16 protein-coding genes are annotated in these 24,033 nt (G+C 62.3%); 7 read left to right on the plus strand and 9 right to left on the minus strand.

All coding sequences use genetic code 11. The annotated features are described in order from the left end of the window. The first annotated feature begins 24 nt into the window (after positions 1-24). Positions 25-1,071, plus strand: coding sequence for an ABC transporter ATP-binding protein (locus AC0VX3_RS06675; RefSeq protein ID WP_475524042.1), 1,047 nt, complete (start codon positions 25-27; stop codon positions 1,069-1,071). Positions 1,072-1,248: 177 nt separating this feature from the next. On the opposite strand, the gene AC0VX3_RS06680 is transcribed toward AC0VX3_RS06675, so the two are convergent. Both AC0VX3_RS06680 and AC0VX3_RS06685 read right to left on the minus strand, forming a co-directional pair. Beyond that, a complete protein-coding gene (locus tag AC0VX3_RS06680) occupies positions 1,249-2,949 on the minus strand; it encodes an ABC transporter permease (RefSeq protein WP_475524043.1) in 1,701 nt (566 codons plus the stop codon). A gap of 138 nt (positions 2,950-3,087) precedes the next feature. Beyond that, entirely contained in the window at positions 3,088-4,068 is a 981-nt protein-coding gene (locus AC0VX3_RS06685) for an ABC transporter substrate-binding protein (RefSeq protein WP_475524044.1), read from the minus strand. A 256-nt stretch (positions 4,069-4,324) separates the two neighbouring features. On the opposite strand from AC0VX3_RS06685, the gene gndA reads away from it, so the two are divergent. After that, the gene (gndA, locus tag AC0VX3_RS06690) at positions 4,325-5,749 is read left to right on the plus strand and encodes an NADP-dependent phosphogluconate dehydrogenase (protein WP_475524045.1); all 1,425 of its coding nucleotides are present in this window, start codon (positions 4,325-4,327) and stop codon (positions 5,747-5,749) included. 327 nt (positions 5,750-6,076) lie between these two features. Here the strand turns inward: gndA and AC0VX3_RS06695 are convergent, their stop codons facing one another. From AC0VX3_RS06695 to AC0VX3_RS06710, 4 genes are all read right to left on the minus strand, one after another. Further along, the gene (locus AC0VX3_RS06695) at positions 6,077-6,322 is read right to left on the minus strand and encodes a GIY-YIG nuclease family protein (protein ID WP_475524046.1); all 246 of its coding nucleotides are present in this window, start codon (positions 6,320-6,322) and stop codon (positions 6,077-6,079) included. Positions 6,323-7,495: 1,173 nt separating this feature from the next. Further along, on the minus strand, positions 7,496-8,314 hold the full coding sequence (locus tag AC0VX3_RS06700; RefSeq protein ID WP_475524047.1) for a sugar phosphate isomerase/epimerase family protein: 819 nt from the start codon (positions 8,312-8,314) through the stop codon (positions 7,496-7,498). A gap of 87 nt (positions 8,315-8,401) precedes the next feature. Further along, positions 8,402-9,349 carry a 2-hydroxyacid dehydrogenase gene (locus AC0VX3_RS06705; RefSeq protein WP_475524048.1) on the minus strand — a complete coding sequence of 316 codons (948 nt, stop codon included), beginning with the start codon at positions 9,347-9,349 and terminating at the stop codon, positions 8,402-8,404. Next, complete coding sequence (locus AC0VX3_RS06710) at positions 9,346-9,759, minus strand: VOC family protein (protein ID WP_475524049.1); 414 nt, start codon at positions 9,757-9,759, stop codon at positions 9,346-9,348. The genes AC0VX3_RS06705 and AC0VX3_RS06710 overlap by 4 nt, the downstream gene beginning before the upstream one ends. Before the next feature lie 27 nt (positions 9,760-9,786). Between AC0VX3_RS06710 and AC0VX3_RS06715 the strand changes: the two genes are divergently transcribed. The 4 genes from AC0VX3_RS06715 (at position 9,787) to AC0VX3_RS06730 (ending at position 13,388) form a co-directional block, all read left to right on the plus strand. Continuing rightward, positions 9,787-10,071, plus strand: coding sequence for a hypothetical protein (locus AC0VX3_RS06715; RefSeq protein WP_475524050.1), 285 nt, complete (start codon positions 9,787-9,789; stop codon positions 10,069-10,071). A 330-nt stretch (positions 10,072-10,401) separates the two neighbouring features. Next, on the plus strand, positions 10,402-11,394 hold the full coding sequence (locus AC0VX3_RS06720) for a glycine betaine ABC transporter substrate-binding protein (RefSeq protein ID WP_348151696.1): 993 nt from the start codon (positions 10,402-10,404) through the stop codon (positions 11,392-11,394). 85 nt (positions 11,395-11,479) lie between these two features. Then, positions 11,480-12,364, plus strand: coding sequence for an ABC transporter permease (locus AC0VX3_RS06725; RefSeq protein ID WP_342892915.1), 885 nt, complete (start codon positions 11,480-11,482; stop codon positions 12,362-12,364). Continuing rightward, positions 12,357-13,388, plus strand: a complete 1,032-nt coding sequence (locus tag AC0VX3_RS06730; RefSeq protein WP_475524051.1) for a quaternary amine ABC transporter ATP-binding protein — start codon at positions 12,357-12,359, stop codon at positions 13,386-13,388. Before AC0VX3_RS06725 ends, AC0VX3_RS06730 begins: the two co-directional genes overlap by 8 nt. Before the next feature lie 102 nt (positions 13,389-13,490). Here the strand turns inward: AC0VX3_RS06730 and AC0VX3_RS06735 are convergent, their stop codons facing one another. From AC0VX3_RS06735 to AC0VX3_RS06745, 3 genes are read right to left on the minus strand one after another with little or no spacing between them, the layout of a single operon-like run. Further along, positions 13,491-14,831: an HlyD family type I secretion periplasmic adaptor subunit gene (locus AC0VX3_RS06735; RefSeq protein ID WP_342892913.1), complete on the minus strand. Its 1,341-nt coding sequence runs from the start codon at positions 14,829-14,831 to the stop codon at positions 13,491-13,493. Positions 14,832-14,891: 60 nt separating this feature from the next. Continuing rightward, positions 14,892-17,078, minus strand: coding sequence for a peptidase domain-containing ABC transporter (locus AC0VX3_RS06740; RefSeq protein WP_475524052.1), 2,187 nt, complete (start codon positions 17,076-17,078; stop codon positions 14,892-14,894). A gap of 9 nt (positions 17,079-17,087) precedes the next feature. Then, positions 17,088-18,743, minus strand: a complete 1,656-nt coding sequence (locus AC0VX3_RS06745; protein ID WP_475524053.1) for a peptidase domain-containing ABC transporter — start codon at positions 18,741-18,743, stop codon at positions 17,088-17,090. A 287-nt stretch (positions 18,744-19,030) separates the two neighbouring features. Between AC0VX3_RS06745 and AC0VX3_RS06750 the strand changes: the two genes are divergently transcribed. Continuing rightward, on the plus strand, positions 19,031-24,010 hold the full coding sequence (locus AC0VX3_RS06750; protein WP_475524054.1) for a cadherin domain-containing protein: 4,980 nt from the start codon (positions 19,031-19,033) through the stop codon (positions 24,008-24,010). Positions 24,011-24,033 lie beyond the last annotated feature (23 nt).

A 24,033-nucleotide genomic window follows, 5' to 3' on the forward strand; every position in this document is an offset into this window, starting at 1 on the left:
CACAGGAGGGCGCTACCGGAAAGCATGTCCATCCAGCTTGCCTCCGTTTCCAAATCTTTCGGTCCGCACAGGGCGTTGAACGGCATTTCCCTGTCGATCGAGGAGGGCAGTTTCTTTGTCGTTCTGGGGCCGTCGGGCTGTGGCAAGTCCACGTTGCTCAGGGCAATCGCCGGACTGGAGCCGATCGATCAGGGTGAAATCCTGCTGGACGGATTGCCGGTCGCCCGTGACGGATTTCACCTGGCTCCCGAAGACCGGCAGGTCGGCGTCGTGTTCCAGTCCTATGCGCTGTGGCCGCACATGAGCGTTGCCGGCAATGTTGCCTTTCCCCTGGAAACCCTGGGCAAGCGGCGGTCCGCTGTATCAGCCCGGGTGGCCGAGTGCCTGGAGACCGTCGCGCTGACACCTTTCGTGCAGCGCAAGCCGGCGGAACTCTCCGGCGGTCAGCGCCAGCGGGTGGCTCTGGCGCGTTGCCTGGCGCAAGGGGCCGCCACCGTGCTCATGGACGAACCGCTCGCCAACCTGGACCCGCATCTCAGAAGCGCCATGGAAGAGGAACTCGCCTCCTTTCACAAGGCCAGCGGCGCAACCACGCTGTTCATCACCCATGATCAGCGCGAGGCGATGGCGCTGGCCGATCAGGTCGCCGTCATGTGGGACGGCGAGATCCTGCAGGTGAGCGATCCCGACACGCTCTATCGCCGGCCGAACTCGAAACGGGTGGCCGGGTTCATCGGGCGCAGTTCGCTGGTTCCGGTCACGGTGGAGCAGGTGGATGGCGGCAATGCGGTGATCCGCTTCGGTGACGTCACCGTGGAGGTGGATTGCCCGGACGGGACCGCACCCGGTCCGGCCACGCTGCTTCTGCGTCCCGAACATGTGGTTTTGGCCACCGGAGCGACCGGCTTTGAAGGGCGCGTTGCGCGGACCATCTATCGCGGCGGCCACTGGGAGGTTTTCGTCTCGGTCGAGGGCCTCGATCAGCCCCTGATGATGACGATGCCTCGCAAGGCAGCGCCGGGTGACTTGCTGCGGCTCACCGTTCTGCGCGGGTGGGTGCTGCCGAGGTAGCAGCCGGGGTAGGGACACACTCCAATGTGTCATCTCCGCAAAAGCGGAGACCCAGGACTCCCGGGAGGAATGAGATTATCGAATTGCGCCGGACAAGAAGTACAGCGCACGGAGTCCTGGGTCCCGTATCTCCGCTTCGCTGCGTGCGGGATGACACCGGTTGTCTACCGCTGCTTTTCAATCCTTCCAGGGAACCGTCCCCGCCGGGACCCGGCCGGCCAGGGTGTTCATTGCCAGCATGATCAGGACAGTCGCGGCGACCACCACGACGGACATGGCCGCTGCCAGTGTGGTGTAGCCGCCGTCCTCGTAGTTGAAGATGGTGGTGCCGATGGTCTCGTTGCCGGTGGACCACAACAGGGCCGACACGGTGATCTCGTTATAGGCCGTCAGGAAGACCAGAATGGCGCCGGATGCGGCCGACGGTGCGACCAGCGGTGCGAAGATTGTCCGCATGCGGCGGAAAAAGCCGGCGCCGGAGACCCTGGCGGCATCCTCCAGGGCGCCGTCCATCTGCAGGAAGGCGGCGGCGACCGGCTTCAGGCCGACGGCCATGAACACCGACAGATAGGCCAGCCCGATGATCCAGAGGGTGCCGTAGAGCGAGACATTCAGCACGGGCAGCGGCCGGATGAAGGCCAGGATGAAGGCGATCGACATGACCAGGCCGGGCACGGCGAAGGCGATTTCGGACTGGGTCAGCACCAGTCCCGCCCAGCGCCGGTGACCGGCACGCCGGTGCGAAAGAAAGTAGCCCAGGAACAGGCTGGCGAGGGCGATGACACCGGCGGCGAGGCCGGCGATGAAGGTGGAATTGGCGAAGGCGCGCAAGGTGACCGACTGGCGCCAGAGCACTTCGGTGAAATTGTCCAGGGTCAGGGTGGCCGCAGACAGCGGCAGGCCGTAGGTCTGGACCAGCGCGGTCGCGAGCAGCGACGCGGCCGGCAGCAACAGAACGGACGCGACGAACGCCCACAGGCACGCTTCGGCGTAGGGGCGCTTTCTGCCCAGGGAAAGAACCAGCGGCGCCTGGGGCAGTCCGATCAGGCTGGTGCGCATGCGCCGTTGCAGGAAGCTTTGCAGCACAATGGCACCAAGCGCGACCAGGGCGAGGATCACGGAGATCACGGCGACATTGGGCAGGACATCCGGCCCGAAACTCGCCAGCCGCCGCCAGACCAGCACCGGCAGCGTGGTGTAGCGTGCCGGAATGCCGATCAATGCGTTGATGCCGAAATTTCCGAGCGCGGCGACAAAGGCAAGCGCGAAGCCCGCCAGCAGGGACGGGGCCAGCAGCGGCAGGGTGATCCGGCGCAGCATCAGGACCGCCCCGGCTCCGGAAACGCGGGCGGCATCGGACAATTCTCTTGGAAGAGACCGCAGTGCGGCGCGCACCAGCAGAAACACCAGCGGGCTGTGCTGAAGGGTGAGCAGCAGCACCAGGCCTTCGCGGGAATAAAGCGGATGGGTGGAGCCCAGCTCCGGTGCCAGACCAAGCCAGCGCAGGACCGGACTGGCGGGACCGAGCGCCTGGATCCAGGCGATGGCGGTCACATGGGGCGGGATCATCATCGGCAGCAGGATCAGAAACACCAGCAGGCCCTTGGCCCGGATGTCCGTCAGCCCGACGAGAAGCGCGAGCAGGGTGCCGAGCGCCGTGGCGCCCAGGGCGGACAGAAAACTGCTTTCGATGGAGTGCCAGAGCGCGCGTTGCACCGACCGGCTCTGGACGGCCTCGAGCAACGGTCCGAGATCGAGCCCGGCGTCACTTGTCAGCCCGGTCCTGAACAGCAGCAGGAGAGGCAGCCCGCAGATCAGCGTGGCGCCGAGAACAAGGAGCAGAAGAGTTGATTTTTCGGAAAGCTGCGAGGACTGCACTGGACTCGGCTATAATATTCGGAACGTCATTCCGGATCGACGCGCGGCTTGTGCCGCGCTAGTCCAGAATGACGTCCGAAGTGAGAGAAAGGCAGCGCAGCCTATGCCGCGCTGCCCGGCTTGGTTGCCTTGAGCGGATCAGCCGCCGAAGATTTCGGTGAACTTGATCTTGTTGGCCTGGTCCTGTTCCAGGGCCACAGCCGGATCGAACGCCATCAGCTTGATCTGGTCGCGGGCCGGGAAGCCTTCCGGAGCTTTGATATCCGGATGCGCCGGCAGGTATCCCTGGGAGGCGGCGAGCTTCTGGCCGTCTTCGGAAATCAGGAAGTCGACAAAGGCCTTGGCCGCATCCGGGTTCTGCGTGGTGGAAAGGATCGCGACCGGTTCGGTGACGGCGGAAACGCCTTCTTCCGGGAACACGAACGCGACCGGGGCGCCCTTCAGCTGCTCGCGGATCGGCAGGAAGTCGACGACAAAGCCGTAGAGCTTCTCGCCGCCGGCGATCGCCTTGTAGGTGCCGCCGTTGCCGCCCTTCGGGTTGGCGCCCTGGTCGGCGAGACCTTCATAATAGGCCCAGCCGAGGTCCGGGTTGGCGGTCAAGGCGGCCATGTGGATGGTCGCGGCGCCGGACGTCAGCGGCGACGGCATTGCCAGCTTGTCCTTGGCCTCTTCCTTCAGCAGATCCTTGTAGGAGGTCGGCTTCATCGGTGCATTGGTGTTGTAGACGATGCCCGAGGTGATCAGCTTGGTGGAGAAGTAGCTCTTGTCCGTGTCCATGATCGCCGGATCGTAGGCGGACACATCGGCGCCTTCATGGGCCATCAGGCGGCCTTCCTGCTTCAGGCCTTCCATGGTGACCATGTCGGCGATCAGGAGGACATCGGGCTTGGGGGCTCCAGCCTCGAATTCGGCGCGCAGCTTGGCCATCATCTTGGTGGTGCCGTCGCGCACCCACTCGACCTCGACGCCCGGATGCGTCGCGGTGAAGGCGTCGACGGTCGCCTGGGCGTCCGCGTTCGGCTGGGACGTGTAGACAACGAGCTTGCCGGAAACATCCCCGGCGAAAGCCGATGATGACACGGCGGCCAGGAGGCCGGCTGCAATCAGAAGATTTTTCATATGACAGATCCTTTGCGCGGAACCGCGGAAGGGGGTTGCGGATAGCCATTCCGGTAACAGGCTTGTGTGACAGATTTTTTTTACCTGCCCGGCAAAAGTACCGAACCCTGCCGAATGAGCTGAATCGCGCGTTCCCGTATAGCGGCCTGTGCCGGGACACTTCGCAGCATTCGCCCGAATGCGAGCATTGCCGGATGCATCCCGGTCCGCTATCACCCCCGCACCAGACATTAATCGATTTGAGAAAGGCGTTTTCATGAGTTCTCAGGGTGCGACTGCTGAAATCGGCCTGATCGGCCTCGGCACGATGGGCGGGAACTTGGCGCTCAATATCGCCGAGCACGGGTTCCAGATCGCGGTTTTCAACCGGACGGCGGAAAAGACCGACCAGTTCGTCACAAAAGCCGGCGATCTCGCGGGCAAGCTCGTACCGTCGAAGACGCTCGAAGCCTTCGTCGCTTCGATCAAGCCGCCGCGTGCGGTCATCCTGATGGTGCCCGCGGGCGAAGCCGTCGATGCGCAGATCGCGGCGCTCAGGCCGCTGCTGGATGCCGGGGACCTGATCATCGACGCGGGCAACGCCAATTACCACGACACCAACCGCCGCGCCGCGGAAGCGGCTGAACACGGTCCGCGTTTCATGGGCATCGGCGTTTCCGGCGGTGAGGAGGGGGCCCGGTTCGGCCCGTCGATCATGGGCGGCGGTGCGAAAGACGCCTGGGACCAGGTCGGGCACATACTCGAAGCGATTTCCGCCAAGCACGGCTCCGAGCCCTGCGCGGCCTATCTCGGCGAAGCCGGGGCGGGGCACCTGGTCAAGACCGTGCACAACGGCATCGAATATGCGGACATGCAGATGATTGCCGAGGTCTATGGCGTCATGCGCGACGGCTTCGGCCTGTCGGCGGCGGAGACCGGCGGTGTTTTCGAAAAATGGAACGGCGGCATCCTGCAGTCCTATCTGATCGAGATTTCCGGCAAGGTGGCCGGAACCGCGGATCCGGACACCGGCAGGCCGATACTGGATATCATCCTGGACAAGGCGGGCCAGAAGGGCACGGGCCGCTGGACCGCGATCGAGGCCCTGATGCTGGGTACACCGGCCAGTGCGATCGAGGCTGCGGTGGCGGCGCGCAACATGTCGGCGCGCCTCGACGAGCGCAAGGCGGGCGAGGCAGCGTTCGGTGCGGCACCCAACGCGATCGACCGCGAAGCGGTCACCATCGACGCGCTGGAGGCAGCGCTCGTGGCCGGCAAGATCATCTGTTATGCGCAGGGCTTCGACCTGATCCTGGAAGCCGCCCGGCAATATGGCTGGGCCATGCCGCTTCCCGAGATCGCCCGGATCTGGCGCAACGGCTGCATCATCCGCTCCGCCATGCTCAACGACATGTCGTCGGCGCTTGCCGATGACGCGGAGCGCAACCTGATGCTGGCGCCGTTCTTTTCGCAAAAGTTGAAGGAAACCGAGGCGAGCCTGCGCCAGGTGGTGGCACAGGCGGCCCTGCACGGCCTCCCGGTGCCCGCGCTGTCCGCGGCGCTGTCCTATTTCGACATCATGCGCACGGCCCGCTCCACCGCCAACATGCTGCAGGGCCAGCGCGACTTCTTCGGCGCCCACGGTTTTGAACGCACCGACAAGGACGGCAGCGGCTACCACGGCCCCTGGGCGATGGGGTGAACTTGCGGTCTTGTTACAGCGACCGGATGGCCAAAAATGGCGCCGACATGGACTTCGCGCCGGGGTCAAGCGGTGTAAAATGCAAGAAAGGTCCCGGCTCAAGGCCGGGACGGCGAGGCAGGACAAGGCAAGGTTAGGTGGGCATTAACTGAAATCCTTACCCAGTGTGTCACACCGGACGACCGAAGGGAGATCCGGGGCCTGCTCGCGGTGCCGCTTGTATCGGGATCTGACCGGGTGAGACGGAATCTGCAAACAACCAACCGACGCTCTGGGAACGAGTAGGCCCCGGCTCCGCGCTGCGCTTGGCCGGGGTGACATCGGAGGTCAAGGCGCCAAGAGGTCGTGCCAATCCGGATTGGCCTTTTCGATCAGTTGTATTGTCCAGGACCGTCGCCATTTCTTCAGGCGTTTTTCCGTTGCGATAGCTTCGTCGATCTGATTGAAGCTTTCGGCGAAGACAAGCCTTTGGACCGCATGCTTGCGCGTGAATCCAGCAGCGGCTCTGGAGCGACGTTCTTCCAGCCGTCGACCAAGATCGTTGGTGACACCCACATACAAGGTGCCATTCATCCGGCTTGCGAGGATGTAGACGAAATAAGGTATCGTAAGCTTGTCGTTGCGAGTGCTTCAGTTCCATAAATCTAATCTCGGTAGTCGGCTGAACACAATTTTTGGTGGAGTGACTTTCCTTCTACAGTTTCACCCGGCCAGGCAGTGCTCAGAGCCGGGGCCTGCTCATGTCATAACGTGTTGGAATGCCGGTTTGATACCGGACGGCGACAGCGAACTGCTTCATGTCTCTGGAAATGAGTGGGCCCCGGATCTTCGCTGCGCTGCGTCCGGGGTGACACCCCTCTTGCCTGTGTTTTCCTGAGACGCGGGTGGTGAGACCCTGGTAGCCCTGTTTCCATAAAACGAGCTGATGTCAGCAAGCGGGCGTGCATTGAGGAATGTCGATACCAAGACACTGGGCGGGGTGTTTCCTCGATGTCACCCCGGCCGATCGGTGGGAGAGCCGGGGCCTACTCGCCGGGCCGCTTGCGGCAAAGCCGGTAACGGGTGCCGCGCTGCTATGGTTTTCTTCAGCGTCTCTGGAAACGAGTGGGCCCCGGATCTCCGCTGCGCTGCGTCCGGGGTGACACCCCTTTTGCCTGTGTTTTCCGGAGACGCGGGTGGTGAGACCCTGGTAGCCCGGTTTCCATAAAACGAGCTGATGTCAGCAAGCAGGCGTGCATGGAGGCATGCCGATACCAAGACACTGGCTGGGGTGTTTTCTTGATGTCACCCCGGCCGACCGGAGGGAGAGCCGGGGCCTACTCGCCGGGCCGCTTGCGGCAAAGCCGGTAACGGGCGCTGCGCTGCTATGGTTTTCTTCAGCGTCTCTGGAAACGAGTAGGCCCCGGATCTCCGCTGCGCTGCGTCCGGGGTGACACCCCTTTTGCCTGTGTTTTCCGGAGACGCGGGTGGTGAGACCCTGGTAGCCCGGTTTCCATAAAACGAGCTGATGTCAGCAAGCAGGCGTGCATGGAGGCATGCCGATACCAAGACACTGGCTGGGGTGTTTCCTCGATGTCACCCCGGCCGACCGGAGGGAGAGCCGGGGCCTACTCGCCGGGCCGCTTGCGGAAAAGCCGGTAACGGGTGCCGCGCTGCTATGGTTTTCTTCAGCGTCTCTGGGAACGAGTGGGCCCCGGATCTTCGCTGCGCTTGGCCGGGGTGACACCAAGTTGCGATGACCGGTCTTTACTGCGCCAGTCCCAGTGCCGACATGTTGGCGATGGATGCGGGGAGGCCGGAGTGGTCGCGAAGTTCGACGATCAGGCGCGGGTCGCTGTCGAGCCTGCCGAGGGCGTCGAACACCGAATGCCAGTTGATGGTGCCTTCGCCGAGGGTCCAGTGGCGGTCGGCATAGCCGTCGGCGTCCTGCAGGTGGATGTGGCGCAGAGAGTTGCCGGCGGCCTTGACGAAATAGTCGACCGGCGGGGCGCCGGTGGTGCCGTGGGCATAATGGGCGTGGCCGGTGTCGATGGAGATCCTGACCGCTTCCGAGCCGAAGCTTTCGGCCAGTTCGATGCGCGCATGGGGATCCTTGTCCTCGATATTCTCGATCACCAGTTCGCAGCCGATGTCCTCGGCGCGCCTGACCGCGTCCTTCATGGTGTCGTGGCAGAGCGCGATCTTGTCCTGGCGTCCGGTTTCATAATTGTCGAGATTGTTGTGGTCCCAGGTGGAATAGGGGCTGTGCACCACCATGTGGGTGCCGCCAAGGGCCTCGCAGACCTCCAGGCCCTGCAGCAGCCGCTTCCTGACGATCTGGCGGACATCGACGTCGCGCGAGTCGAGGGTGAACCCCCAGAACGGCCCATGGATGCCGAGGCGGCCCTGGTGGCCGTCCAGCAGTTTTCTCGCCAGTTCGACCTGTGGCTTCCAGTCGCCATTCAGGACTTCCGCCGGCCAGAAATCCTGCAGCTCAAGATCCCTCGGCTTGTCGAGCATCAGTTTGTGGTGGACCTGAAGGGACTTGAGGGTGAGCGCGGCGCCAAGGACGGGAAGATCGGACATGAGGATACCTGGTCTGGGAAAACGGAGTGAGTGTCTGCCAGATAGATCGGTTTCCTTGACACTATTGCGACGTTGCAGCCGGAAATCTCAATATCCGCGGCGTCTGTCAACAGCCGGAGGGATGATGCCTTCCGCGAAATACCGGGCGATGTTTTCTGCGACGAGCTTTGCGGCGGTGGCCCTTGTGGTCGGCGCCGAGACATGCGGCAGGACGGTGATGCCCTCGTGTTGCCAGAATGGATGGGACGCGGGCAGGGGCTCCTCGTTGAAGACATCCAGCACCGCGTGACTGAGCGGGCCGTCATCGAGCGCGCTCAGCAGGGCGGTTTCATCCAGTATCGGACCGCGGGCGAAGTTGATCAGGGCCGCGCCCTCCTTGCAGGCCGACAGTTCCCGGGCGCCGATCAGGCCGCGGGTGTCGTCCGTCAACGGCATCAGCAGAACGTTGATGTCCGATTGCCTCAGGACGGCACGCAGGCCGTCCGGTCCATGGTGGCACTGAATGCCGTCCAGGGTCTTCTCGCTGCGGCTCCAGCCCAGAACGTTGAAACCGTTTGCTGCGAGACGTTGCGCGGACGCGCTGCCGAGCTTGCCAAGGCCGAGAATGCCGATCGTACGGTCCTCCGGACCCGTCAGGTCATGCTCGCGCCAGACCCGGGCGCGCTGCTGGGCCATGTAGCGCGGCATGTCCCGGTGGAGATAGAGCGTCCAGGCCAGCACGGCTTCCGACATGGTTTCCGCCATGCGCGGATCGGTGAGGCGCACGATCAGCGGGCCGTCCTTCGGCAGGTCCGCCGCCAGGCGCTCGACACCGGCCCACAGGCTCTGGATCCAGACGAGGCCGGGCAGCGCAGCCACATCAGCAGGGTTCGGGTTTGCGACGATCGCCACCTTTGCCGCGCGGCGTTCGTCCTGCGACAGCTGATCGAAGGGCTTGACCTGCACAATTCCCGAGAGGGCCGCGGGCAGGATTTCCTCCCAGGTGGTCCGTTCACCGGACTCGGGCGGGGAAACGAAGGGAACAATCGGCATCATGAGGCGAAAACTCCGGATTCGTCGGCGAAGCCCTTGATTTCGATCGGGTTACCGCACGGGTCGATAAAAAACATGGTACTCTGCTCACCGGGCTCGCCTTCGAAGCGGATTGTCGGCGCGATGATGAAGGTGAGCCCGGCTTCCGTCAGTCTGGTTGCGAGGGCCTTCCATGCCGCCATGTCCAGCACGACACCGAGATGGGGCATCGGCACCATGTGGTCGCCGACCTTGCCGGTGTTTCCGGTCCGGAACGGCGTGCCGAGATGAAGCGAGATCTGATGACCGAAGAAATTGAAATCGACCCAGGTGCCGGCGCTGCGGCCCTCCGCGCAGCCCAGCAGGCCGCCGTAGAAAGCGCGGGCCGCGTCAAGGTCGGTCACGTGATAGGCAAGATGAAAGCACGGCTGCATCGGAGTCTCCCATGTGTTGAAGGTCTCTTGGCAGCAGAATTCGCGCAATACAATGAAAATGTTGCGGCTGCCGATGCAACTCCAGCGGAAGCGGCCGGGCCGTTCTGCATCCGGGTCGGCGAGAGAGTCTTCAGAAGGCATGCGGGAAAGCCGCGCAGAGTCGGGAACTGCAAGCTTGACGCGAAAAGCCGGGGCTTGCTGGCGGCTGGCGCCGCACGGAAGAATCATTTTCTGGAAAGGATGTTATCCGTAGCGGCGAATACAAGCATGAAAATGTCGTTTACGGGCTTGTTGTTGAAATTTACGATATGATTGCCATGGGAATTACGTCTATACTGTTGTACTGACGGCTGCATAATGCAATGGTGTCGACCGTAAAGCCCTGAGCCGGACCAAATACCGGGTGCGATTATTTCCCTCTGGTCATGGTCATCTCGCGGGCGTTGGAGCAAGAACAGCGTATATGCGTCAAGTGAAGGCTAAATTAAACAAGTTTAATCTAGTGGCCTTCGCAGCTGTTTTGCGTTCTTGTCCGATTATACTTTTTCGTTGGATGCGCTCGATGCTGAATACCTCTTTCGGGGTGTTTGCACGTTGCGCCCAATTGGAAATAAAGCAAATAGACTGCACAGGAGTATCCTCATGAATAAGTTGTTTGTCTCGGTCGCAGCGACCGCGTTTGTCGGCATGGCGTCGTCCGCCATGGCCGAAGATTGCGGCACGGTGACCGTCGCCGAAATGAACTGGGCTTCGGCCGGCGCGATCGCACAAATCGACAAGATCATTCTGGAGAACGGTTACGGCTGCAAGGTGGAGCTGGTGACCGGCGACACGATGCCGACCTTCACCTCGATGAAGGAGAAGGCCGAACCCGATATGGCGCCTGAACTCTGGATCAATGCCATTCGCGAGCCGCTCGACAAGGCCGTGGCCGAAGGGTCCCTGCTGATCGGTGGCGAAATCCTCAACGAAGGTGGTGTCGAGGGCTTCTGGATCCCGACCTATATCGCTGACGAACACGACATCCACACCATCGCCGATGTGCTCAAGCATCCGGAACTGTTTCCGGGCGCCGAAGACGAAAGCAAGGGTGCGTTCTTCACCTGCCCGACCGGGTGGAACTGCCGCATCACCACCGGAAACCTGTTCAACGCGTTCAATTTCGAAGAAGCCGGATTTGAGCTTGTCGATTCAGGCTCTGCAGCCGGCCTCGACGGGTCCCTGTCGCGCGCTTACGAGCGCAAGACCGGCTGGCTCGGCTACTACTGGGCACCGACGGCCATTCTCGGCAAGTACGACATGACCCTACTCGATTTCGAAGTCGAACACGACAAGGAAGAGTGGGACAAGTGCACCTCGATCGAGAACTGTCTTGAGCCGAAGCCGAACGCCTGGTCGAAATCCGAGGTCTACACTGTCGTGACCGACGAGTTCTCCACGAAGGCGGGTCCGACCATGGATTACATCAAGGGCCGGACCTGGGACAACAGGACCGTCGGCCAGGTTCTGGCCTGGATGCAGGACAACCAGGCGACCAACGAAGATGGTGCCTACTACTTCCTGGAAAACTACGAGAACATCTGGACCACATGGGTCACGCCGGAAGTTGCCGAAAAGGTCAAGGCAGCCCTCTGATCGGCTGAATTGAAAAAAAACGGGGCCCGCGCGAAACGTGCGGGCCTTTCACTTCGGGGCACAAGAAACCGTCGGGACAAAGAAGATGGACTGGATAGAATTTCCCTCGCTCAGCCGGGGCACCTTGCGAGACATTCGCGTTACGATCGATAGCGGGTTCAGGGAGTTTACCCGCGCCTATGGCGAATTTCTCGAACGCGCGACGGATCCGCTGGAAGATTTTCTCATATTGCTCGAGCACCTTCTGATCGAATCGCCCTGGCCCATGGTGCTGGCGGTTCTCGTCGGCATCGTGTTCCTGATGAGCCGCGACGTGAAAATCACGGCGGGTTCCCTGGTGGCCCTGCTGCTGATCGGCGTCTTCGGCATGTGGGAAGATACCATGCGCACCATCGCGATGGTGACCGTGTGCACCACGCTCGCGATTCTTCTGGGTATTCCGATCGGCATTCTGATGGCACGCTCCGACAGGTTCCAGGGGATCGTCAATCCGGTCCTCGACCTGATGCAGACCATGCCGGCTTTCGTCTATCTCATTCCGGTGGTGATGATCTTCGGCCTGGGCAAGGTGCCCGGCCTGATCGCGATCGTCATCTACGCCATTCCGCCGATGATCCGCCTGACCAATCTTGGCATCCGGCTTGTCGACCTCGATGTCCTGGAGGCCGCCGACGCATTCGGGTCGAGTGCCCGCCAGAAGCTGCTGAACGTGCAGTTGCCACTGGCCCTGCCGACCATCATGGCCGGCATCAACCAGACCATCATGATGGCTCTGGCCATGGTTGTCGTGGCTGCGCTGATCGGCGTGAAAGGCCTCGGCCAGCCGGTGCTCAACGCCATCGCCAACCAGTATTTCACCATGGGCGTCATGAACGGACTTGCCATCGTTGCAATCGCCATCATTTTCGACCGCGCGACCCAGGCCTACGGCAAGCGTCTGCAGAAACACTCGGAGGTGATCCATGGGTGAGGCAACCGGCATCGAGATCAAGGGTCTCTATAAAATCTTCGGTCCGAACGGCGAGGACATGGTCCAGAAGGTCAAGGACGGCATGTCCAAGGCCGAGCTGAACGAAAAGTTCAATCATGTTCTCGGGCTCAACGACATCAACATCTCCATGCCGGGCGGCAAGATCCAGGTGGTGATGGGACTGTCCGGGTCCGGTAAATCGACCCTGATCCGGCACATCAACCGGCTGATCGACCCGACCGCGGGCGAGGTTCTTTATGGCGACGAGGACGTCTGCAAGATGTCCCAGAGCGAACTTCGGCAATTCCGCCGCCACAAGACGGCGATGGTGTTCCAGAAGTTCGCGTTGCTGCCGCACCGCACGGTGATCAAGAATGCCGTCTACGGTCTGGAGATCCAGGGTGTTCCGATCAAGGAAGCCGAAGCGCGGGCATCGCGCTGGATCGCCCGGGTCGGGCTGGAAGGCTTCGAGGATCATTATCCGAACCAGCTGTCGGGCGGCATGCAGCAGCGTGTCGGTCTGGCGCGCGCGCTGACCAACGACGCCGATATCCTGCTCATGGACGAGGCCTTCTCCGCGCTCGATCCGCTGATCCGCATGGACATGCAGTCTGTGCTTCTGGACCTGCAGGAAGAGCTGCACAAGACCATCGTCTTCATCACCCACGACCTGGATGAAGCCCTGCGCCTCGGCGACAAGATCTCCATCCTGCGGGACGGTGCGGTCATCCAGCAGGGAACGGGACAGGAAATCGTGCTTCAGCCGGCGGATTCCTACATCGCCGACTTCGTCAAGGAAGTGAACCGCGGCCGGGTGATCATCGTGGACACGGTCATGGACAAGACCAAGACCCTCGAAGACGGCCCCACGATTTCCAGCGGAATCATGCTGGAGGAGGCCGCGAGAACCTTCGCCGACACCGGGCACGGTGAAGCCAATGTGGTCAATCAGGAAGGCACGCCTATCGGCGTGCTGAATGTCCACGACACGATCTACGCGATGGTGACGCCGGCAACTCACTGAGGAGACGGCCACCGGCTTCTCCGGCCCTGTGCCGGGGCCGGTTTGAACGCAACAGCCCCGGGGTCTCCCCGGGGCTTTTTTGTCCGATGCCGTTCCCGGCCGTCAGCGTTCGGTGAAGACCGTGCGTGCGGCGCGGGTGACCGGATTGAGCAGATACATCAGGATCGACTTGGAGCCGGTGACAACCTGCGCGTTGACCTGCATGCCGGGGCGCACCGGCCGCTCGTTCGATCCCGACCCGATCGTCTGGCCCGGGAAGGCCAGGGTGGCCTTGAAATAGTACTCGCCATATTCGTCCTGAAAACTGGACGCCGAAATCGTCTCGACCTCGGCCGACAGGGTGCCGTAGATGTTGGGGTCGTAACTGGTGATGGTGATGTCTGCCGTGTCCCCGGCGTTGATATGGCCGATGTCCCTGGGATTGACCTTCACCTCTGCCACGAGGTTTTCGGACAGCGGAACGATTTCGGCGATCATGTCGCCCGGTCCGACCACGGCCCCCCGGCCTGACTGCCCGAGCGTCTTGACATAGCCTTCGACCGGCGCCTTGACGAAGAGCCGGTCCTGCCGGTCCTTCAGCTTGCTGATTTCCTGTTTCAGTTCCGCCCGTTCCTGGGCGATCCTTGCCCGTTCGTCCGCGACGACCCGGTTCACTTCGGCGCCGGCCTGGGCAAGGCTTGCCCGGGCCTCGATCAGCATCTCGCGGGCCTGGGCCAGATTGCCGATGAGCTGTTCCAGCGCCACCTGGGAGCGCTGGTATTCGCCCTTGGCTTCCAGATAGCGGCGCCGGGATGTGTAGCCGTCCCGCAGCAGACCTTCCTGGATCTGGAATTTCTCCTTCTCAAGGTCGACCTGGGATTTCTGAAGCTCCATCTGCGCCTCCAGGCTGACCACTTCGGCGCGTTTTTGCGCGACGCGGGCAGTGAAGGCGTCCTGTTCGTCGGAGACCACCTTGCGGTTCGCGGTCAGGGCCGCCCGCTGCTGGGTGCTCAATCCCTCGACCGCAGGATCAAGGCGCAGACCGACGGTGTTGGCGTTGCTGTACTCCTGGGCCAGGAGGCGCTGTTCCTCCAGTTCGAGATAGGTGAGCCGGCTCTCGATCCGGGCGAGTTCGGACGTCGTGTCCTGTTTCTCCAGCCTGGCGATGGGATCGCCGGCTCTCACCAGTTCGCCTTCCTCCACCAGAATCTCGTTCACGATGCCGCCTTCGAGGTGTTCGACCGTGAGGATCTGCCCGGCCGGGGTGATTTCTCCGATCGTGCTGGCAACCTCGCGGATCTGGCCGATCGCCGCCCAGACGAGAAGAACGAGCGTTGCGATCACAAGTCCGGTCAGAAGGCGGGAATAGAATGCCGGCGGAACGCCGTCTTCCAGTTCCAACGGCAGACCGACGCGGCCGTAAACGGCAGTGCGAAGTGTATCCGGATCGTCTCTGGTGGCCATTGGAGTGTCCTCGGCGTTTGTCGGGTGCCGCCGGCCGCCGGCCGGCGGCGGTCCGGTCGGCTATCGGGACTGCTGTTTCAGCACGTCCTCGAGAATTTCTGTCGGGGAACCGGCCATCGCCACCATGCCGTTCTGCATGTAGACGAGATTGTCCGCCATGCGCATGTGGCTCGGCCGGTAGGTGGTCAGCAAGACGGTCGACTTGCCGCGTACCTGTTCGATTTTCTTCATCAGGAGCTTGTCGCCGACGAAATCCAGATTGCCGGCGGGGTCGTCGAGAATATAGATCGGGGCAGGGCGTACAAAGGCTCTCGCCAGCAGCAGGCGCTGCTTGACGTTGTCCGGCAGCAGGGAAATGAGATGCCCTGTCAGACGGGTTTCCACGCCTTGCGGCAGCAGATCGCCATAGGATTCGAGACCGAATTCCTCGAAGGCCATGCGCACCTGGTCGTTGTCTGCCTGCGGATTGGCCATGCGGAAATTCTGGGCGACCGTCCCGTAGAAGAAGTCGTAGTGCTCCGGCGCGTGACCGATGGCATTGCGCCATTCGCCCGGATCGAGCTGACGGATATCGAGATCGTCCACCAGCACGGCGCCCATCTGCGGCCGGTACAGGCCGAGCACCGCCCGCACCAGTGAAGTCTTGCCGCAGCCGCTGGGACCCGTGATCGCGGTGACCGATCCCTGATCCAGTTGCAGGGAAAAATTGCGCAGGGCAGGCTCCTGCCGCGAGGGATAGCGCAACACGACATTGGACAGGCGGACGGCGCCGTGGAACTGGCGGTAGAGGCTTGGCAGCTTGCCGGGTTGCCGTTCCATATCGATTTTCAAAAGGCCGTTGATGCGCTCGATGGTCTGTTGTGCCTGACCCAGTTGGGAGAGGCTCAGAAAGGCCTGGTGCATGGGGCTGAGCGCGCGCCAGGACAGGGCCATGACCGCGATCAGGGCACCCTGGGTGAGCTGCTGGTTCATCACCAGAATGGCGCCGATCCCGAGAACGCCGATGCCGCACAGGGTCATCAGCATTTGCGAAATCACCTGCATGACCTGGGACAATTGCCTGGTCTTCAGGTTTTTCAGGGCAAAATCCGCCGAGATGGCGCGGTATTTCTCGATCCAGATATCGTCCGCGGACAGCGCGCGGATGGCGTCGCGCTTGGACAGGATCTCCACGGTGATGTTCTGCATCCGGGACTTGGCGTCACCCGCCAGGTTGATTGCCATCTTCATGCGCGGAACGATGATCAGCGCGGCCAGAACATACAGCAGCAGCAGCCCCGCCGGCAGCAGGGCAAGCGGCCCGCCGATGAGCGCGAGAACGAACACGAACAGCGCGGAGAAGGGCAGATCGATCAGGGCATTGGCGAGATTGCCGTGGAAGACGTCGCGGACGCCGTCGAACTGCTTCAGCCGGGTGATCTGGGTGCCGATCGGCGCGGAGGCAATCAGCGGCAGCGGCAGATGGAGAAAGTGCCGGAAGGTGGAGTTGGCAACCACGGCATCGAGGCGGACTCCGAGATAGGCCTGCAGTCTCGACTTGGTGCCCTTGACCATCCAGTCCATGCACAGGACAACGGCCATGCCGATCAGCAGGGTGACAAGCACCGCGACGGATTTCGCACCGATCGCCTTGTCATAGACATTCATGACAAAGAGCGGCAGTCCGAGGGCGAGGATATTGGACAGGAAGCCGACGGCCATGATCGACACGAGCGTGCCGCGAAACTGGTGAAACAGCCGGGACGACCAATGCCGGAACCCGGCGCCGGTCGTCTCCTCCTCCTGTTCGATCAGGTAGATATCCGCGTCCTTCAGGTCGCCGGGAGCGAGGGCGACTGTCCGGCGCATCTCGCCGCTGAAAGCCTGGAAGCGGCCGTCACGGGTCCGGCCCAGCCCGACCAGCGTATCGCTGCCGAGCTGGACAACGCAGGGAAACTGTTCGCCTGAAAGCTGTCCGGACGTGCGACGGGAGGGTGCTGTCCGGAAATTCAGGCGCGTGAGCACCGCGCGCAGATCGAAAATACCGCGAATGCCTTCCTGGTGAGGCAGGGCTTCAAACAGATGCCGCTCCATGCCGTCCCAGTCGAGCGCTTCAAGCAGGGGCAGAAGGCAGGCTTCCGCGGCCGAGGCCCGTTCGGCCGTGTTCTCGGAATGCTGTTGGACGCGGGTCTCCAGATTCATCCGGCTTTGCGCCGGATTGACGGTCTGAAACATCGTATCGGAGTTTTCAAACGCGGCCAGGGACATGTCGCGCTCCTAAACTTGCCGGGTGCCGTCGCCGGCGGGGCGGCGCTGGCGGATCTGGTAACGGGGTTTGCCGGCCGGCGCGCGCACCGTGCTGACACGCCCCTCCTCAACATGGAACTGCTTGTCGGCGATGGCGCGGAAGGACGGGCGGTGACTGACGATCAGGGTGGTCAGCTGTCCCTTGAGCCGCTTGAGGGCCTCGACCAGCTGGGCCTCGCTCTTGTGGTCGAGCGCGCCGTTGGCGTCGTTGAGGATCAGTATCCTGGGCTCGCCTGCCAGCGCCCTTGCGATCGCGATGCGCTGGAGCATGGATCCGGTCAGGTTTTCCTCGATCGCGTTGCCGAGCGGCGTGTCATAGCCGAGCGGAAGCAGGTGGATGTCCTTTTCCAATCCGATCAGGTCCGCCGCCATGCGCGCCTTCTGCGGTGTCGACCGGGAGCCGAACAGGGTCAGGTTCTGCAGGATCGTTCCCGAAAACATCTGCGCGTCATTGCCGACATAGGCGATGTGGCGGCGCAGGTGGCGGTGGTCGGGTCCGTAGAGATCGTGGCCGTCGATCAGGATCTGGCCGGAGGTCGGTGCAATATCGCCGGAGACAATGCGGGCAAGCGTCGTCCGTCCACTGCCGTCACTGCCTTCGAAGGCGACTGTTTCGCCGGCGTTGATCGCAAGCGACAGATTGTGAACGGTGACAATGGCATCGCCGTGCGGCTGGAAGGTTGCGTTCTGCAGTCTGATATTGCCGACAACGTTCAGATAGGGATCGTCCGTGCGCTCCTCGCGGGGCAGATCGAAAAGAGTGCTCGCCTCGCGAAAGTCGTGATTGACGCGTTGCAGGTCGGTCCAGTGGTTTATGCCGCGCAGAAGCGGCTGAACGACCTGGCCGGCCAGAAGCGTGCAAGCCGCGATCGCGCCCACGCTGATGAAACCGCCCATGACCATCAGGGCGCCGGTGGAGACCACACAGACGGTGGTCAGCACCGTGAAGAGGCCGGAAGCACTGCGTGCGTGGTTGTCGAGGTCTATATGGTCGTAGCCGAGACGGGAGATCCCGGTTTGCAAACGTTCGAACCGGCGCAGGATGACCGGTTCAAAGGCCATGGCTTTGATCGTGTTGAGCCCGGAAAGGACCTCGAAGATAAAATCGTATTTCCTTTGGTCCTGTTCCGCCCGCTTCTCGATCAACCGGTCGAGGCGTGTATTGAGCTTTGCGGTGCGCAGCGCGAACAGGGCCAGAAGGGCAAGAGGCACAAACCCGATGGGGCCGCCGATCAGGAACAGGACGGCGAGAAAGATGAGGCTGGCCGGCAGGTCGATCGACAGCAACCTGGCCTGACCGCCGTATTGGTCGCCGAGCGACTGCAGCGACCGGAACGAGTCCAGATGTCTGGAAACCGTCGTGTCGGAGCCCGGATCGGTTCTGGAGTTCAACAGGCGCCGGGTGGCCTCCACATGCGCCTGATGGGTGAAGGAGGCGGCGAGCCAGCCGGTCAGATAGGACCGGATGGTCTTCAGGACGGCATCGATGACGAGAACGAAGCCGAGGCCCGCAATGAGGATGACCAGCGTGTCGGTGGCCTTGTTGGGAAGGATCCTGTCGTAGACCTGCAGGATCGTGAGCGGCATGGCCAGTCCGAGGATGTTGATCAGTATGGAGGCGGTCATCACAGAGCGCGGCAGCCCGGGGGTTTTTACCCGCTCACCAGTCACTGAGGAGGTAAAGTCCAGCTGCGGAAGTTTTGTATTGGAAAAAGTCTCAATGAGAAAAGATGCCATGGTAAGCGCCTCCAGCTCTTTATTAGGACGCGGAATTGTTTCAAAAGCGTTTACCAAGAACATTGGAAATGTGAATTTATCTAAAACTGTACATGTAATTCTCGAATTGAGGTCTGACTTTATTAAGGTAACGCTGCGTGTGATGAGGTTAATTTCTAACGGAGCACGTGCAAGTCATGGCCGATACCGGCAGTTCAGCGAACGCCCAGAAGCAGGGGGCAACACCCTCCGGAGGCGATGCCGTGAAGAACGCAGGCGGAAACGGACCCGCACCGGGACGCCTTGAAGCGCAAGCCGGCGACCCGTATCGTCCGGATGGCGGCAATGACTACTCCCTCTCGATCGAGCCGGAAGATACCGGCGAAGCGACGGTTGCCAACCTGTTCCAGGCGGTTCCGCTGGAAAATGAAGGTTCCGATTCCGCCGACGCGGATGCCGGCGGCCGGGGTGGTGACGGCACCGGTCCGGACGGTGTGGCCGCCGGCGGGTTCGGCATGGGTGGCGGCGGTGGCGGTTCCGGTGGCGTACGCCTGCCCGGAGGTGGCACCGACGTGGTCGAGACGTCCGACGGTCTTCAGAACGACGATGCCGGGATCGGTGATGGTGCGGTTCCCCAGGCGCGCGGTCTGGGCGCGGAACTGTCGCAGTTCGATCTGGGCGGCAACGGTGTCCGCGCCGCAGGCTCCGGGGTCGGCGACGGTACCGGTGGCGGTGTGCAGCCGGATGACGATGACGGCGGAGACGATGGCGGTGGAGACGGCGGCGGGGGCGACGGCGAGGATGTCGGGCCGGTTACCGATGTGGACACTGTGCAGAACGTCGTCGCTGAAAACGCTTCCGGCGGAACCGTTGTCGGGGTGACGGCCTTCGCCGAAGACCCGGACGGGACGGATACGGTCAGCTACTCGATCACCGACGACCGCTTCGAGATCGATCCGGACACGGGTGTGATCACCGTTGCCGACGGCGCGGTGCTCGACCACGAGACGACGCCGTTCATCAACATCGAGGTCACGGCGACTTCAACGGACGGCTCAACGTCGACAGGCACGTTCCGGGTCACGGTCGGCGACGAGAACGAGGTCCCCATCGGACCGGTCACGGACACCGACACGGTCACCAATTCTGTCCAGGAAAACGCCTCCGGCGGAACCGTTGTCGGGGTGACGGCCTTCGCCGAAGACCCGGACGGGACCGATACGGTCAGCTACTCGATCACCGACGACCGGTTCGAGATCGACCCGGACACGGGTGTGATCACCGTTGCCGACGGCGCGGTGCTCGACCACGAGACGACGCCGTTCATCAACATCGAGGTCACGGCGACCTCGACGGACGGCTCGACGTCGACAGGCACGTTCCGGGTCACGGTCGGTGATGAGAACGAAGCCCCCATCGGACCGGTCACGGATGTCGATGCGACGGGCAATGCAGTCAGTGAAGATGCCTCTGCCGGCGATGTGGTCGGCATTTCGGCTTTTGCCGAGGATCCCGATGCGACCGACACGGTGACCTACGAGATGTCCGGCGACGACAGGTTCGAGATCGATCCGGAGACCGGCGTGATCACCGTGGCCGACGGGGCGCATTTCGATGCTGAAACCGAACCGGCCATCGATGTCCTGGTGACGGCAACTTCCACCGACGGCACCACCTCGCAGGAGACGTTTTCCATCGGCATCACGGATGCCAACGAACCGCCGGATCTTGTGGTCTGTCTGGAGAACGGGGCGCTGCAGTTTGTCGTCAACGGCAGCTTCGAGACGTTCGAGGGCATGTTGTCCGGCACGGACCCGGAGGGATACTACGAGAACCCGGCGTCGATCGAAGGCTGGTCTCACGAGAATGTCGACATTCAGCAATCGGCCCGCTGGGACGCGGGCACAAGCGACGGCGATCATCGCCTGGACCTGTCCGCCAACCAGAACGGAACGGCCGCGCAGCAGATCGACGGCATGCTGGAAGGTCAGGTCTATACGTTCAGCTTCGATGCCACGGCGCGCGGCGGCATTGGCGAAACAGTTGCCGAGGTCTACTGGAACGGCGAGCTGATCGGTACCGTCGATCCCGCGGAAGCCGGCGCGAGCTGGCAAAGCTACAGTTACAACATCGTCGGAGGGGCCGGTGACGGCACAGACACGCTCACCTTCGTCGAGGTCGGCGGCGGCAATTCCTCCTTTGGCACCTTCATCGACAATGTCTCGATTGTCTCCGACAGCCGGATTGCGGTTGTCGAGGAGTTCCATGGCGCGGAGATCGCGCCGCTCAAGGTCTTCGATCCGGATGTCGGCGATACACATTCCTTCACCTTGTCCGATGACCGGTTCGAAGTCGTCGTGTCGGAAGGCAAATATGTTCTGAAACTCAGGGACGACCGGGCGTTCGATTACGAAACCGAAACCCAGGTTTCGGTCGATGTGACCGTGACCGACAGCGGCGGCCTGTCGGATACGGAAACCGTCGTGATCGATGTTCTGGACATCGACGAGAATGTCGGCCCGGTCGGCCCCGTCACCGACAACGATACGGCGGTAAACAGTGTCGCGGAGAATGGCTCTGGCGGCGAATATGTCGGTGTGACGGCATTCGCGGACGATCCGGATGCCGCTGACACGGTCACGTATTCGATCACCGACGACCGGTTCGAGATCGATCCCGATACCGGTGTCATCACCGTCGCGGACGGTGTCAGCTTCGACCATGAAACTCTGCCGTCCGTGGATATCGAGGTGACGGCGACGTTGTCCGACGGGTCTGTCTCGACTGCTCCTTTCACGATTGAAATCACCGATGTCAACGAGCCGCCCGACCTGACGGTGCATCTTGAAACCGGTGCGACGCAGTTTGCGGTCAACGGCAGCTTCGAGGTCTATGACGGATCACTGGGCGGCACGGACGGGTCCGGCTGGTACCAGAACCCGAATACCATCGAAGGCTGGACCTACGACAATGTCGATGTGCATCAGGCCGGCCACATGGGTTTCGGCGCGAGCGACGGCGATCACCATCTGGATCTGGCGGCTCTCACGAACGGCTGGGCCTCCCAGAAAATCGACGGTCAGCTGGACGGTCAGGTCTACCATCTGAGCTTCGACATGAAGTCCCGTGGCAGCACCGGCCAGAGCGTTGCCGAGGTCTATTGGAACGGCGAGTTGATCGACACGATCGATCCGGCCACGACAGGCAGCGGCTGGCAGACCTTCTCCTACGACATCGTCGGTGCTTCCGGCGATGGTTCCAACACCCTGTCCTTTGTTGAAATCGGTTCCGACAACAATGGCGGTGCGTTGATCGACAGCGTCTCCATCGTCTCCGACCATCGCACGGCGGTGGTCGAGGAATTCTACGGTGCCGAGATCGCGCCCCTGTCGGTCATCGATCCGGACGCCGGAGACAGCCATAGCTTCACCGTGTCGGATGACCGGTTCGAGGTGATTGCCTCCGATGGCGCCTATCTGCTGAAGCTCAAAAGCGATCAGGCCTTCGATTACGAGACCGAAACCCAGGTCAGCGTGGAGGTCACGGCCACCGACAGCGGCGGGTTGTCCGACACGGAAACGGTGATCATCGACGTCATCGACGTCGATGACATCAATGCTCCGGTCGGACCGCTGAGAGATGCGGATACATCGCCCAACACCGTCGCGGAAAACGGCTCCGGCGGCGTGGCCACCGGCATCGCCGCCATTGCCGTCGACCCGGACCCGGCGGACAGCGTGACATATTCGATCACGGACAACCGCTTCGAAATCGATCCGGAGACGGGTGTGATCACCGTCGCCGACGGTGTCAGCTTCGACCATGAGACCCTGCCAAGTGTGGATGTCGAGGTGACGGCGACGTCGTCTGACGGATCGGCCTCGAACGGCCTCTTCACGATCGACATCGCGGACATCAACGAAGCCCCTGTGCTGGGATTCGATCCCGTCCTGGGGCCGGGTGTGGCGGTGACCATGACGTTCCTGGAGGAAAATGCCGGCCACTCCAATGTGTTCGGCGTCTATCACAGGGATGCCAATGGCGATCCGGCGGGTGGCCAGATCGTCTGGGTGGACCCTGACGGGCTGTCGCCCGGAGACACGACAACCGTGTTCCTGGAAGGTGTTCAGGCCGCCGATGTCGGCTATTTCCTGATCCCCGACGGTGCCAGCATCAATGGCGGCCTCGCGGATGGCGATCAGGTGTCGTTCCGCAAGGACGGCGACGGAAACTGGCAGGCTGTCCTGAGCGACGGAACCCTGCTCGCTGGCCGGGATGCGAATGTGTTTTTCTCCGGCGACGGAACTCTCAATCCGGACGGCTACGATTACACCGCGGAGAGCGGTATCACCATCGGCTTCGAGGATGTCGCCCGAGGCGGTGACAGGGATTACAACGATCTCATTTTCGACCAGACCCTGTCCGTCCATGACGCAGATGCGACGATTGACGAAGGAGACACGGGCGCCGAAGTGGGAATGATCGATGTTACCGACCCGGATCTTGGGGACGTGCACAGTTTCACGGTTTCCGACGACCGCTTCGAGGTGATCGCCCGCAACGGAGACTTCGTTCTGAAGCTCAAGGACGATGCGGTGATCGACCATGAAAACGAGGACAGCATCACCCTGGATGTCACGGCAACGGACAGGGGAGGCCTCACAGACACGCAGACCCTCACACTGGATGTCATCGATGCGGGGACCGACACGGCCGGAGACTACGGCACTGACGGTGCGGACGTCATGACAGGCGACGGTGGAAGGGATGCGCAGTTCGGCCGCGGCGGAGACGACAGTCTCCTCGGGCAGGGCGGCAACGATCATCTTTACGGCGGCGCCGGCGACGACGTGCTGCGCGGCGGTATCGGCACCGACCACATGGATGGCGGAGACGGATCGGACCTGTTCGCCTATATGCTTGGCGACGGCAACGACACGATGCAGGGCGGTGCAGGCCTCAACTGGATCGATATCGTCGATCTGAGCAAGGCGCCGGACGGAACGGATCTGGGCTCCTACGGCACGGACTGGTCGGTCACCATGACCGAGGGCACGATCGAGAATGTCGATGCGCTTGGCGGCGAAATCACCCTGTCCCAGGATGCCGGTGGGTACATCGAACTTGCCGATGGCGCCCGGATAGACTTTTCAGAGATGGAAAGCATCCAGTACTGACCGGACGCGGAATTGAAGGCGGC

Source organism: Roseibium sp. QJM3NY_11 (assembly GCF_056173175.1).

Bases quoted from the DNA above. Each gene is read 5' to 3' on its own strand.
- AC0VX3_RS06675 (WP_475524042.1), top strand. From the start codon at position 25: ATGTCCATCCAGCTTGCCTCCGTTTCCAAATCTTTCGGTCCGCACAGG.
- AC0VX3_RS06685 (WP_475524044.1), bottom strand. From the start codon at position 4,068: ATGAAAAATCTTCTGATTGCAGCCGGCCTCCTGGCCGCCGTGTCATCA.
- gndA (WP_475524045.1), top strand. From the start codon at position 4,325: ATGAGTTCTCAGGGTGCGACTGCTGAAATCGGCCTGATCGGCCTCGGC.
- AC0VX3_RS06695 (WP_475524046.1), bottom strand. From the start codon at position 6,322: ATGAATGGCACCTTGTATGTGGGTGTCACCAACGATCTTGGTCGACGG.
- AC0VX3_RS06700 (WP_475524047.1), bottom strand. From the start codon at position 8,314: ATGTCCGATCTTCCCGTCCTTGGCGCCGCGCTCACCCTCAAGTCCCTT.
- AC0VX3_RS06705 (WP_475524048.1), bottom strand. From the start codon at position 9,349: ATGATGCCGATTGTTCCCTTCGTTTCCCCGCCCGAGTCCGGTGAACGG.
- AC0VX3_RS06710 (WP_475524049.1), bottom strand. From the start codon at position 9,759: ATGCAGCCGTGCTTTCATCTTGCCTATCACGTGACCGACCTTGACGCG.
- AC0VX3_RS06720 (WP_348151696.1), top strand. From the start codon at position 10,402: ATGAATAAGTTGTTTGTCTCGGTCGCAGCGACCGCGTTTGTCGGCATG.
- AC0VX3_RS06725 (WP_342892915.1), top strand. From the start codon at position 11,480: ATGGACTGGATAGAATTTCCCTCGCTCAGCCGGGGCACCTTGCGAGAC.
- AC0VX3_RS06730 (WP_475524051.1), top strand. From the start codon at position 12,357: ATGGGTGAGGCAACCGGCATCGAGATCAAGGGTCTCTATAAAATCTTC.
- AC0VX3_RS06735 (WP_342892913.1), bottom strand. From the start codon at position 14,831: ATGGCCACCAGAGACGATCCGGATACACTTCGCACTGCCGTTTACGGC.
- AC0VX3_RS06740 (WP_475524052.1), bottom strand. From the start codon at position 17,078: ATGTCCCTGGCCGCGTTTGAAAACTCCGATACGATGTTTCAGACCGTC.
- AC0VX3_RS06745 (WP_475524053.1), bottom strand. From the start codon at position 18,743: ATGACCGCCTCCATACTGATCAACATCCTCGGACTGGCCATGCCGCTC.
- AC0VX3_RS06750 (WP_475524054.1), top strand. From the start codon at position 19,031: ATGGCCGATACCGGCAGTTCAGCGAACGCCCAGAAGCAGGGGGCAACA.